10 protein-coding genes are annotated in these 13,247 nt (G+C 39.4%); 5 read left to right on the forward strand and 5 right to left on the reverse strand.

Annotated elements, in window-relative coordinates; all coding sequences use genetic code 11:
* The 3 genes from JWR87_RS07260 to JWR87_RS07270 form a co-directional block, all read right to left on the reverse strand.
* A partial coding sequence (locus JWR87_RS07260; protein WP_297817597.1) for a glycosyltransferase family 9 protein occupies positions 1–851 on the reverse strand: 851 nt, incomplete at its 3' end.
* A 62-nt stretch (positions 852–913) separates the two neighbouring features.
* Positions 914–1,825 carry a methylmalonyl Co-A mutase-associated GTPase MeaB gene (gene meaB / locus JWR87_RS07265; protein ID WP_297817600.1) on the reverse strand — a complete coding sequence of 304 codons (912 nt, stop codon included), beginning with the start codon at positions 1,823–1,825 and terminating at the stop codon, positions 914–916.
* Positions 1,826–1,952: 127 nt separating this feature from the next.
* Positions 1,953–2,840 carry a glycosyltransferase gene (locus JWR87_RS07270; protein ID WP_297817603.1) on the reverse strand — a complete coding sequence of 296 codons (888 nt, stop codon included), beginning with the start codon at positions 2,838–2,840 and terminating at the stop codon, positions 1,953–1,955.
* 96 nt (positions 2,841–2,936) lie between these two features.
* Here JWR87_RS07270 and JWR87_RS07275 point away from each other — a divergent pair, with 96 nt between their 5' ends.
* The 4 genes from JWR87_RS07275 (at position 2,937) to lptC (ending at position 6,325) form a co-directional block, all read left to right on the forward strand.
* The gene (locus tag JWR87_RS07275; protein ID WP_297817605.1) at positions 2,937–3,575 is read left to right on the forward strand and encodes an LON peptidase substrate-binding domain-containing protein; all 639 of its coding nucleotides are present in this window, start codon (positions 2,937–2,939) and stop codon (positions 3,573–3,575) included.
* A gap of 147 nt (positions 3,576–3,722) precedes the next feature.
* On the forward strand, positions 3,723–4,457 hold the full coding sequence (locus JWR87_RS07280) for a type III pantothenate kinase (protein WP_297817606.1): 735 nt from the start codon (positions 3,723–3,725) through the stop codon (positions 4,455–4,457).
* The gene (locus JWR87_RS07285) at positions 4,441–5,757 is read left to right on the forward strand and encodes a hypothetical protein (RefSeq protein WP_297817608.1); all 1,317 of its coding nucleotides are present in this window, start codon (positions 4,441–4,443) and stop codon (positions 5,755–5,757) included. The genes JWR87_RS07280 and JWR87_RS07285 overlap by 17 nt, the downstream gene beginning before the upstream one ends.
* Positions 5,750–6,325 carry an LPS export ABC transporter periplasmic protein LptC gene (gene lptC, locus JWR87_RS07290; RefSeq protein WP_297817611.1) on the forward strand — a complete coding sequence of 192 codons (576 nt, stop codon included), beginning with the start codon at positions 5,750–5,752 and terminating at the stop codon, positions 6,323–6,325. The genes JWR87_RS07285 and lptC overlap by 8 nt, the downstream gene beginning before the upstream one ends.
* Before the next feature lie 109 nt (positions 6,326–6,434).
* Here lptC and JWR87_RS07295 read toward each other — a convergent pair whose 3' ends face one another.
* The gene (locus tag JWR87_RS07295; protein WP_297817614.1) at positions 6,435–7,316 is read right to left on the reverse strand and encodes a dienelactone hydrolase family protein; all 882 of its coding nucleotides are present in this window, start codon (positions 7,314–7,316) and stop codon (positions 6,435–6,437) included.
* A gap of 350 nt (positions 7,317–7,666) precedes the next feature.
* On the opposite strand from JWR87_RS07295, the gene JWR87_RS07300 reads away from it, so the two are divergent.
* Positions 7,667–9,316: a CTP synthase gene (locus JWR87_RS07300; RefSeq protein ID WP_297817616.1), complete on the forward strand. Its 1,650-nt coding sequence runs from the start codon at positions 7,667–7,669 to the stop codon at positions 9,314–9,316.
* 533 nt (positions 9,317–9,849) lie between these two features.
* Here the strand turns inward: JWR87_RS07300 and JWR87_RS07305 are convergent.
* A complete protein-coding gene (locus tag JWR87_RS07305) occupies positions 9,850–13,242 on the reverse strand; it encodes a hypothetical protein (protein WP_297817619.1) in 3,393 nt (1,130 codons plus the stop codon).
* Positions 13,243–13,247: the final 5 nt, after the last annotated feature.

Consider the following 13,247-nt stretch of genomic DNA (forward strand, 5'->3'; position numbering starts at 1 on the left):
TGTATCGGGCCGGTACCACTTGCTACCAGGCCGTCAGCAGCAGATATAAAAGATATGAATTCAGGCAAAGTCATTAAACCCGTGACGTCTGTTACACGATCTCCAAGCGCTTCGAAAATAGAGGCCAGTTGTGCTCGCTCTTTCTCAACTCCTGAAATAAAGATTTTAAATTTATCCCCGTCCAACTGACGTATAAGACCGATGAAGTTTTCAAGACCCCACTCGCGACCATTGCCTTGCGACTTGGGGTGCAAAATGAGATTGTATCGATGGTTGTCAAGCAAGTCTGACAACTTCTGCGGCAAGGGGACGATGTTGTTAAGAGCAAATGAACTACCAATCTCTTCAAGCGAAAAACCGGCTGAAATGCCTAAAGGTTCTAACAGCTTTATGTTGAGTTGAGCCTCGTGCAGTAGCGATCTTTTTCTGCTTAGTTTTACCAGGTAGTTACAAGTGAACCAATGATAGATGCGGTTAGTCGTTCCGATCCGCATTGGTATTTTCAACTCTTTAGCCCGTTGTGCAATTTTAGCGATAGGAAGTACATGAACAATTGCAGCGGGCTTCTCTCCAAAAATGGTTACCTCACCTGCCATAAAATCTTCCACATCAATAAACAGGTCAATGCTTGTACAAGCTTCTATAACCGGCCTGGTATAAGCCTTGCCCAGAAAGGCAATTTTAACTGCAGGAAAATGTTTTTTTAAAATCGTTGCAACGGGCAAGGTTAACACAACATCCCCAATGCTATCGGTACGGCTTATAATAATGTTGGTTGGAGTATCGGTCAATGGGTTTGAAATTGTGTTACGGGCAAGTGCAAGTTTTATCAACATCGTTGTGTCACTCACTTGTACTTTTTGTTATTTATCTGCTTTTTTTACGAATGGTAATATCTACAGTATGTTTCTGCTTACTTCAACTTATTTTCTTCTATCTCTTCAATAAACTGGTAAAGGTTAAACTCTTTTTCATCTGCTAATTGTGCTTTTATTAAATCGAAAATCCATTCTTTATGTATTCCTGCCATTCTCTTCGATGCTATAAGATAATATGCTTTCTCTGTTAACAGCCACAAATGCTTATCGGTTCGCTTATCGCTTTCGTTATGTAGTTTAATCTTGGCAAACAGTTCTGCTATCCCCACATGTTGTGATGCTATCGTTTTTACAACCGGCACAGCATAATGACTGTGAGAAGTTCTAAAGACTTTTTTAAGGGTTTTTTCAAAAGCATCTGCATCCGGTCGATCTGCTTTGTTTACTACAAAAATATCCCCGATTTCCATCAGTCCGGCTTTCATCGTTTGTACTTCATCGCCAGCTTCAGGTACTAACACGATAACAGTTGTATCTGCAAGCCCGGCTATCTCAATTTCACTTTGCCCCACACCAACAGTTTCAATAATGATGTAATCGAAACCAAATGCTTTCATTACATCTGTGATCTCAATGATGGACGGATGTAATCCTCCCAGAGATCCCCTGTTGGCAAGTGAACGAATAAACACATTTGCATGGGTGTACCATTTATTCATCCGAATTCTGTCGCCCAACAAAGCACCAAGATTGAATGGAGAAGATGGATCGACACACAAAACACCTACAGTTTTTCCTGCTGAAACGATCTCGCCGATCAACGCGTCTACCAAGGTGCTTTTTCCTGCGCCAGGAGGCCCGGTAATTCCGACGATGGCAGAGGGAGAAGTGGCAGGTAGATTTAGCAAAATATCCGCGAAGCCCCCTGCTTTATTTTCAACTAACGAAATAGCTCTCGATAATGCTTTAAAGGATCCTTTTGATATTTCAGAAACAAGTTCAGTCATTTTGTATAATTGATCTCTTTCAATACGCTGCGGGAAAGAGATGCCAAATGGTTTGCAGATGAACGAAATGCGACGCAACGATGGTGCACCCGGTACGAATGTTCGGTAACAAGACAAGCCACATTACTCACCTTATCAACTTGTAATTTTTGTATTCTCCAATCTTAAAACCTAAAATATCTTCAATCGGTTGCATTACTTTATCCTTTTTTTTCCAGACAGACTTTTTAGGGTCAAAGACAAAGTCACTTTTAGCAGAGGCCACTTTTTCCTGCATTACTGCCGGATGACTTCCTTTAAATATTTCTACCCGGTCTACATCCTGGTAATCAAAATTCTTATAATCATTCTGAGTCGTTTCTGCATTATGCAGAAAATCGAAAGTCTGCATTTTTTTCTTTTGTACGTTGTCTGGACGAACGCCGTTGTAATGATAGACGGGTGCATCAATTTTTCTTACCGTCAGTTTCTCACCTTTTTCTCCCTGCTCGTAAGCGTCATTTGTTGTATACTTTCTAAAACCCTGTGAGTCGGCATAAGACCTTACCAGTTTATCATTCCTGAAAATCCGTATCTCATGTTTGTGCATTCGTCGGGATGTGCGGATATAGTTATAGCTGCCCCAAAAGTGCAGGAAGGGTAATATGAAGCCTTCAACCTGTTCGTCGCCATCATATTTTTTAATAGCTGCAATAATTTTTGGCAGATCGTCCTGGTGTACCACTTCATCGGCTTGTATATGAAAAGCCCAATTGCCGGTGATATTATCCAGTGCAATATTTGCTTGTTGTGCGAAAACTTTTCCTCCTTCACGCAACTTCATGTCCCACTTTGTGTCAATAATTTTTATTTTTTGCGGGTCTAATTTTGCAATGGCTTCCCTGGTTCCATCGGTGGAGTCTCCTACGGCAATAACAAATTCATCACAAACAGGCAAAACAGATTGAATGGCTTCCATAAAGGGATAACCAAATTCAAATCCGTTTCTTACGTACGAGAAGCCCGAAATTTTCATTAACTAATTTTATATCATCAAAGAACAGAATTTTTTTTAACTCTGTGAACTTTTAGAACTTTTAGAGGGTCTTTATTACAAATAACAGCAGTATTTATGACGAATTTTATCCCAATATTTCCACTCGGCATAGTTGTATTTCCGGGCGAAGACTTAAACCTGCATATTTTTGAGCCGAGGTATAAGCAACTCATCACAGATTGTTTTGCAGAGGCGAGGCCCTTCGGCATCCCTACAGTTTTAAAAAATGGATTGAGTGAAAGAGGGACTTTGGTAGAGGTAAAAGAAATTGTAGAAGTATACGACGACGGCAAACTCGACATCAAGACTAAGGGTGTATCAATATTCAGGATTTTGGAAGTAGTTAAAAGTATTCCTGACAAGTTGTATAGCGGCGCGATTGTAAATTATCCTAAGAATGAGGAAAGTAAAAAATCGTTGCTTTTAGAAAAAGTGGTTAAAAGCATAAAAGATTTGCATGACCTTTTGAAGCTTAAAAAAGATTTTAAAAAAGCTGATGATGAACTGGTTGCTTACGATATAGCCCATCATGTTGGTTTGTCTTTAGAAGAGGAGTATGAGTTTGCAGGGTTATTTCGTGAAGAGCAGCGCCTTGAATACCTGAAGCGACATTTATTGAAAGTTTTGCCGGTTGTAAATGAGATGGAGGTTTTAAAAGACCGCATTAAGTTAAATGGCCACTTTAAGAATCTTTCAGGGAACTTTGATATTTAGAACCGCGATCTTCATGATGTTTTGGATTAGACTGAAATATAGAAGTTGCTTTATTCAGCCTGTTTTTGAAATCTTTTCCGTCATGGTTCTATTTATCCATTTAATTCTAATAATCCCTATCCTAACATCTTTTAAATCCCGGTTCTAATGACAACCTTATGTTTTGATTTTGGAAATACCCGGTTAAAATATGCAGTCTTTGTAAACAGGGACTTTGCAGAAGAGTGTGTTTTACAAGATGATTCAGTAGAAGAAATAGAGCGGGTTATAGAAAAACACCAACCGCGGCGCACCATTCTTTCCTCGGTGATAGATCACAATCCGGCTATTGAAGAAGTGTTAGGCGAGCGAACTGCTTTTCATAAACTTTCTTATGACAGTAAATTGCCAATTACTTCGCCTGTTGGCAAACCTCATACAATAGGTGCCGACCGTTTGGCAATGGTTGTAGCTGCGGTGGACTTGTTCCCCCGTCAGCATAATTTAGTTGTTGGACTTGGCACTTGCATTACTTACAACTTTGTAAATAAGTATCACCAGTTTATTGGTGGCAGTATTTCGCCGGGCATGGAGATGCGGTTTAAATCATTACAATATTATACTGCCAAGCTTCCCCTGGTTGAAGCGGACTGGAATTTCCCGCTGTTAGGTTATGATACAAAGACAAATATTCAGAGCGGCGTAATAGCAGGGATGGCCAAAGAAATAGATGGAATTATTGATTTATATAATGAAAGGTTTGTGAACTTTAACGTCCATTTAACCGGGGGAGATATAGGCATTTTTGGTGCGCTACTTAAAAATAAGATATTTGCAGACCCTTCTTTAATATACAAAGGGCTTTACGCCATCAGTGAGTACAATCATGAACCCAAAACTTAGCCTTATTGTTTTTCTTTTATTAGGATCACTTTATACAACTGCACAACAAAACTCTCCCTTTTCTCGCTATGGTCTGGGAGAAACTTCTCCCCGTCAAAACGTAATTTCGCGCGCAATTGGTGGTATCGGTAGTACCTACGGAAACGGTCAAAGCGTAAATTTTGCTAACCCGGCTAGTTATAGTGATCTAAAAATAGTTACTTACGACATTGGTATAACCTTAGATAGCCGCACACTAAAAAGTACTAGTCCTGTTCAAAAATACAGTGCTATTAACCTTACACCTGCTTATGTGGCTTTAGGAATGCCAATTAGTAAGAAACACAATCTTGGCCTTGCATTTGGATTAAGGCCCTTAACAAGGATTGGTTATTCTATCCAGGAAAATAGAAGAATAGCAGGTTCTGGTAGAGACAGTATGTTGTATATATATGAGGGCGACGGAGGATTGTACCAGGGCTTTGTCGGTATCGGCAAGCGTTGGGGTGGCTTACGTATTGGCCTGAATACAGGCTATATGTTTGGTAATAAAAATAATAACACCAGAGCAATTCCTATTGATAGTATGAACACTTACAAGTCAAACTCTGCCACTAATACAAGTTTTGGAAGCTTCTTTTTTAATGGCGGTTTGCAGTATGATGTTAACCTAAGCAAAACTTCGTTTTTGCGTCTTGGGCTAGCTGGTAACCTCAGGCAAAACTTAAAAGCAAGCCAGTCAGCAATCCGCGAAACCTTTACTTATGATGCCAATGGTACGCCCATTACTATCGACACCGTAGCAGTATCGCCGGAAGTTAATGGAACCATTAACCTGCCAGTCTCTTATACCGCCGGTATTAGCATAAACACAAGTCTCGTAGACCGCTTAGGTAATAGAATTGATAAAAGCTTAATTGCAGTTGAGTATGAAAGCACCCAATGGTCTAATTACCGCTTTTTCAATAATGCAGAACGATTTAATAACAGCTCACTTCTTAAAATAGGCGGCCAGTTTACACCCAACCCCTTAAGCCTTAGAAGCTATTGGAACCGGGTGACCTACCGTGCAGGATTTTATTTTGGACAAGAGGCTTTGACTGCGGATAGGAACAAGTTGCCTATTTATGCGGTTACTTTAGGTGCAGGGCTGCCAGTTCGTAAATGGAGATCCTTCGACAATCAATACACCATTGTAAATACAACTTTCGAAATAGGAAGCAGAGGTAATAAAAACAATAATATTTCAGAAGGCTTTTTTCGCTTTTCATTAGGACTAAACCTTAGCGATGTCTGGTTTATTAAAAGAAAGTATGAATAAGCGCTTAAACAAGTTAGCAAAAAGTATAGCAGTCATTACCATTGGCTGCTTTTTTGTTTGGTCCTGCGAAAATGATATTAGGGACGTACAAAATCTAAACAAAAAAGTAATCAATGTAGAGGAGGCCAGGCAAATAGAAAGTTATCTAAGCGAGAATGGAAAGGTTAAGGCAAAGTTGACTGCTCCTCTCATGTTAAGTTATCAAAAAGATACTCCAAAAATTGAATTTCCAAAATCTCTTCACGTCGATTTTTATAATGATAGCACAAAGATCGAAAGTAAGTTGTCGGCTAAGTATGGCAGATACCTGCAAAATGAAAATAAAGTTTATCTAAGAGATAGTGTGGTGGTGTTCAATATGAAAGGCGACACCCTTTTATGTAAAGAATTATATTGGGACCAGGCCAGGGCAGTTTTTTACAGTGATAAGAAGGTAATCATACGCAAGCCCGATTCTAAGATTTATGGCGAGGGAATGATTGCAGACCAAAACTTCAAATGGTTTACAATCACAAAGCCTCACAATAGTTATCTAAACATTCCTGACAGTTCGTTCCTTAGCCAATAAGGAATTTTAAGTAGTTTTTGGTAGCAAACCATTGTTCCCTGATTTATCTTTTGTTGCGGCGCTCCGTTCTACTATATTTCTTTACTCAGCAACTATCGCTGACTTTTCATCATTTTATTCGTGCCTTTAAAAACTCAAGTGTTTTTTGATGCGAGTCGTCTCTTGCTTGTTTGTTAAAAATAGGATTGCTTGGATTTGCAAAACCGTGCCCGGCATCGTAGCGATAAACGGTAAGCTTTTTACCCGCTGTTTTCATATTGTTTTCAAATTCAGTTACTTTTTCAGGCGTTATACTTCTGTCCTGGTTTGCAAAAAATCCTATAACCTCCGTGTTTAATTGTTGTAGTTTTAAAACATTTGTCTCGGGTCTGCCATAATACATTACACATCCAGCCCCTTGTTTACTGGCTAATATAGAGGCTTGTAAACTCCACATACCTCCAAAACACCAGCCAATAGTAAAAATCTTTGCATCACTTCCGGCATACGACATTGCTCCTTTAATAATACTTTCAAGCCGTTCGGAGTTTACTCCCGACATATATTTCATGGCGCTATCAGCGGTTGTAGCAAGTTTGCCGTCGTAGAGGTCAAGTGCAATAACGTTTACGTTGTCAAGCTCATTGCTTAATAGTTCAGCTTCCTGTTTTATGTAGTCATTCAGTCCGTACCACTCGTGAATAACAAATAGAAAGTTTTTTGTATCCTTATTGTTCCTGATTTCATAGCCGCTTCCATTATTACCGTCTGGTGTTTTAAATGAAACTTGCTTCCCTTTTGGATCTTTAGCTTTAAAGTAAAGGGGATCTGGATGTAGTGCCGCAAATTCCTTTGTTGCGGCTTCCATTTTTGCAACCTCCCGAATATCTTCAGCGTAACAACTTACTACTGGTTCCTGTTTTGCAGGTAGAATTTTGGTATCGGTCTTTAATGTATAGCTAAATAGTGCGGCGGTAATAAGGGTTGCTACAAAAAACAGAACAATTCTCATAATGTGACTTTATTTTATTAACAATTTATAGCCCTGTTCGTTAAGATTTTTCTCGTTTTTTTTTTCACCCACAAATAAAATGTAGGTTTGTACGACCTCTGGATGATTTCTATCTTTCTTCACGGTCACATTTGGTAATATTCTAAATTTTTTTAAGCTTTCAATCCCCGAGATAGAGGAACTATGATGAAAATAGGGGATGTGTTTTCAAAGATACATACAGTCATTATTGTAAAACAGTTGAATAATAAATTGCTGTAAAAGAGAGTGACACAACAATGCCGGGCCATTAAATACTGCCTAAAAATAAATCATTAAACCAATAATAAAATAACCTAACCTTATATACTATGGCCAAATTCATTTTTGTTACCGGCGGGGTAACAAGCAGCTTAGGGAAAGGAATTATTGCTGCCTCTCTTGCAAAGCTTTTGCAGGCAAGAGGATTACGTACGACAATTCAGAAGTTCGACCCTTATATCAATGTTGATCCGGGTACTTTAAATCCATATGAGCATGGGGAATGTTTTGTAACCGAAGACGGTGCGGAGACGGATCTCGACCTGGGCCACTACGAACGTTTTTTGAACATTTTTACTTCCCAGGCAAATAACGTTACTACCGGCCGGATTTACCAGACGGTAATCAACAAGGAAAGAGAAGGCGCTTATCTTGGAAAAACAGTGCAGGTAATACCTCACATTACCGACGAAATTAAGCGACGGATGTTATTGTTAGGAAAGGATGATAAGTACGATGTGGTTTTGACTGAAATAGGTGGAACTGTGGGCGATATTGAGGGACTGCCATTTATTGAAGCGGTAAGGCAGTTGCAATGGGAGTTGCCCGAAGAAGACTGTCTTGTAGTACATCTTACGTTGATACCGTTTTTGCGGGCAGCGAAGGAACTTAAGACCAAACCTACCCAACACAGTGTAAGGTTATTAAGCGAAAATGGAGTGCATCCTGATATTCTTGTTTGCCGTACAGAAGAACCGCTAAACAATGATATTAAGCGCAAGATTGCCCAGTTTTGTAATGTAAAGACGGAGGCTGTAATTGAGGCTGCAGATGCTTCAACTATTTATGAAGTGCCTTTAATGATGTTGCGCGAAAAGCTTGATGTAATCGCGTTAAAAAAGATGAAGATCACTGATTACAGGGAGCCCGATCTTACGAGGTGGAAAGGGTTTCTTGATAAATTGAAATATCCGAAAAGTAAGGTAACAATAGGTTTGATTGGAAAATATATTGAATTACAAGATGCGTATAAATCCATTTTGGAAAGCTTTATTCACGCCGGCGCAATGAATGAATGTAAGGTGCAGGTAGTGAATGTGCACAGCGAATTCATAAACCATGAAAATGTTTCTGAAAAACTTGACGGACTTGATGGATTATTAGTAGCACCAGGGTTTGGCCATAGGGGAATAGAAGGGAAAATTGTCGCTGTGAAATATGCAAGAGAACAAGGCCTTCCTTTCTTCGGCATCTGCCTTGGAATGCAAATGGCTGTTATTGAATTTGGACGAAATGTTTTAGGTCTTGAAGATGCTCATAGTACAGAAATGGACCCTCATAATAATAACCCTGTTATTAATATGATGGAGGAGCAAAAGAAGATTACTAAGATGGGTGGAACGATGCGACTGGGTAGCTACCCATGCGAGCTGAAAGAAGGTAGCCTGGCTCACGAAATATATGGAACGAGTGAAATATGCGAAAGGCATAGACATCGCTACGAGTTTAACAACGATTACCTGGAGCAGTATGAAAATGCAGGTATGGTAGCAAGTGGGGTAAACCCTGAAACAGGATTGGTTGAAATTATTGAATTGCCAAATCATCCTTTTTTTATTGGCGTTCAGTACCACCCGGAGTTAAAAAGCACAGTAGAAAATCCCGCTCCGTTGTTTGTACATTTTATTTCAGCAGCTAAAAAGTTTAATGAAAGCCGTGTGTCGCTGAAAGCCCCGGTCTTACACAGTGAGATGATATAAATAGAGCCTTGATTTTTAAAAAAGTAAAAACAGCCAATATGAAATTTCTATTGGCTGTTTTATTTTCGAAGCATCTGTTTAAAAAATAATCGCCAATTCAAAATAATCCTGGTTAAGCTTTTCCTGCCCGACGTAATATTGGCAAAATAATCTTCAAAAGAAAGAAGCGCAAAAAATAGCAGGAGCAGTAAAATTACCGTACCGTTTATAAAGTATGCCATTTGCGAAATTTTGTGTCAATCAATCCCGTAAAAATTAAGCCAGACACATCGTGAGTGTCTCCACCGCTGTAACATGAGGGTTATGACAAAAAAGATGAACTATTATCTTATTTCTAGTTCCAAAAAAGGGAAAAATTTTTTCGGTTTAGGAAGGATGAAATGAGCGCCATGGTAACCTGAAACTGCTTTAGCCTGGCATTATATTGCAGGTGTTGCCCAAACATTCTTCCTCTTTAGGAAGAAATGATTTTAAACAAAACTGCCCGGCCAAAAGCACGGGCAGTTTTGTTTTTTTATTTAGGCATCTCGTTTTTAAAAATCGAGACCAAGAGCAAAGTATAAAATAGGTTTGCCTTTAAATATTCCATTCATTTCCCAGGCTACATCTGCTTTTAAGAAATACCCTAATAACGTACTTCTTGCGCCAAAACCGTATCCTCCGGCAAAAGGACCTATGCCCCCTGCTTTTGTTACAAAAGAAACGGGGTTATTTCCTCCCTCGGTATATGCAACACCAGGACGAGCGAATTTGTCGTACTTACCATTCCATGCAGTTCCCAGATCGAGGAATTGAACCAGTTGAAAATTTCTTATAAATGCGTTATTTACAGGTTTATTTAAAAGTGTTGAAAAAACCGGCAATCTTAATTCACTATTAAAAACAAAAGCGTTGTTGCCATTTGCTACGTTTTGATTAAATCCACGTAGATTAACTGCAAGGGTTTGAAATGCGTAGGTTTGGTCAGGATCAGGCCTGTTCGCATTATTGAATTTAGGAGAAAGCCATCCGTCTACCCCCCCTAAATAATAAATAAGCTTTTGGTTTCCCCAGCTAAAATCTGCAGCCGCCCTTGTTGCCCAGACAAAGTTGCGATAGATGGGTAAGTAGTGCCGTGCATCAAATCCAAAATTGTAAGTGTATGTGTTGTTAACAGATTCGCCACTGACCGGCATGTTAACGTCCATATACACTTTGTACCGCAGCCCATGCCATATATTCATGGTAGGATTGATGGTATTATCATGAACGTATTCTAACCTCGTTAAAGCATATTGAGATAAAATGTCCGGGAAGGCAAGGGCAACTCTATCGGGTGGTAACTGTTGGCCGTTAACATAGGGAGTAGGCTTTATTATTATTCTATCCCGGCGATAAGCCACTGTTAACCTGACACTTTTTACTTCATTTAAAGGATAACTACCATTGAACTGGTAAATGTTTGTGTTGAAACGGGCGCTATAGGCACGGTTGGTTCCTTCAAATCCTGCTGCATTATTGTTATTGGTTCTGTAGTAGGTTAAGCCCCAATCAAAACGTTTACGAAAGTTTTGAAACCCGAAAAGGTAGTCATTGTCCCGCAGGTTAGTTCCTAATCGAAACCCTCCGGTAAACTTAATATCCTCCATCAGGTCGCTAACGCTTGTACGAAAAGTAAAGTTGAGGTTAGAACCATTACCTAGTTGGATTGGTCCATTTCCTCCTGCGTATGGCTGATAGCGATTAATAAGGATGTTGTTAGAAACACCTCCAACAATATAATCGTTGCTAAATTTCCATCGGTAATTCAAAAGTTTAGATTGTTGTAAGACGCTTTCCTGTACAATGCGCGGTACTGCTTCCATTGCCCGCGTTAAAGAGTCCTTTTTCTCATTTTCAAACTCGCTCTGAAATACAGCGCCGGGGTTAGCTGTAGCCGTATCTACACTATTAGCGATTGTTGCTTTACCTTCTTCAGCCTTTCGTTCCGACATCATCTTTCGCATATAATCCGTTGGCCTCGCATTTACATTTCTTTTACGAAGAAGGGTAGAATCTACTCTTAACTTATATAAGAATTTATCATCTCCCTGACGTGTTACTTCTGTTACCTGGCCACGGTCACCCGCAATCCTGGTTTCAAGAAGACTACTTTGATAGTTTGTCATAGGAAAAGTATAGGTAGAGTCTTTAGTAACCTGGAACATACTAATGCTGTCAGGCTCATTTTTCTGCCACGCAACCATTGTAGAGTCTAATTCTTTGTCTGATGGATTACGCAAAACTTCATCTCCTATGTAAAACAGGGTATCTAAACCTTCTCTCTGAGTCGTAAAAAACCCGGCCCACCTGTTGCCTACACCATTCTCATCGGACACATAGGTAAAGTGATTTACGTTGTATTGCATCGGAAAACGGGCATTTCCAAACTTAAGATTAGTTAACTGTGTTATTTGCTTTTTGGTAATGTAGTCGAGCATGAAAATGTTGTAGCGATGGTTACTTGGCAAGGCAGTATCAGAAGTTACTTCTTCAGGACCGGGTCGGTTACTGGCGAAAATAATACCTGTCTTGTTTGGAAAAGCTACGAAGGATGCATCAAGATCGTCGTACACATCGTTAGTCAGTTGCTCCAGTTTTTTGCTCTCAATTTTGTAAGAGAAAATGTCTGTATGGCCATTTTTGACTGCCGTAAGCAAAAAAGTATTTGCATCCAACATAAACTGCACGTCTAATATTTGGTCCAGACCTTCAATTTCCTGTTTGTAGTTTTTGTAACGCCCTATAACGTCATAAACAAACATTTTGATCTTTCCATTTTCCCAGTAGATTACTCCTACACGGGTTCCTTTTCCATCCCAGGCCATAAGGGGGTAAGTAGGATTAATATCAGTTTTCTGTGTTCTAACGCCATAGTTTAATAATGTTGCACTGAGTTCGTAGTTTTCGTACAGCCCTACTGAGTAAACCCCCTTATTATACCTACCAACTACATAGCTCTGATTACGCGGATTAGGATTAGCCTGGAAACGGAAGTAGTCTTTTCTTGTAGACACCGGTTCAACCACAGAAACTGTTCCTTTTGGCACATTTCGGCGCTGGCGAATATCTTTATAGTACTTCTCCTGCTCGTAAGTCATGAAGTCTTTGAGAACCTCTTTAAACTTCTTCTTTGCGATGCGCTGGGCTGCACTATTTAAACTTTTATAAATTCGGGCGAGGTATAAAAAGTATGCAACGTTCTCCTTCTTGTATTTTTCTTCCATATAAAACCAAAACGAAGCGCCGGCTAATTCAGGCTTTTCAAAAGCGAACTGGTAAAAATTTTTGTAGCTGTCACTAAGCATGGCACTTTTTAAGTCATCGTCTTTTTTGGTGCTCCATCTTTCAGCAACATAACTTACATAGCCATCGGTAAGCCACGTAGGAAGGTCGAGTAAAGCCTGGTTGCTTGCAAACTCGCCTATGTCTTCACCAAACAACTGGTTGTCAAGAAGTACCCTTGCAATTCCCTGCCGCACCTGTAAATTTAAATTAGCATGATCGCCGTTGAAATAGACAATCATTTTGTTATTAACCAATTTAGTAAGGCCACCACCTGCGTTGTTAATTAGTTCGTTTCCAAGACCAATATTAGTGCTGCGGAAGTCATTGTAATTATTATATACTACAATATTTATCTGCCTTTGCAGCGAGTATTCCATTTGTGTTTCAATAGATTTCAACTCCTTTTCTGCTGCCTGTGCTACAAATTTTCCAAGCTCAAGACCTCCCTGGTTGAAGTAGGTATTAAAATTTGGCGACTCGTAAAATTTCCAAATAAATTTTTTATGCTGAATCCTATTTTTTCCAAATTCTACTGCATTTACCTGTGATATTCCTTGAAAGCAAAAAAGACATAAACCTAAAAAAGTAATAATCCTGTTACTCATACTATTATCTTGCATATCCG

It is taken from the genome of Segetibacter sp. (assembly GCF_025963695.1).
In the GTDB taxonomy this organism is placed as follows: domain Bacteria; phylum Bacteroidota; class Bacteroidia; order Chitinophagales; family Chitinophagaceae; genus Segetibacter.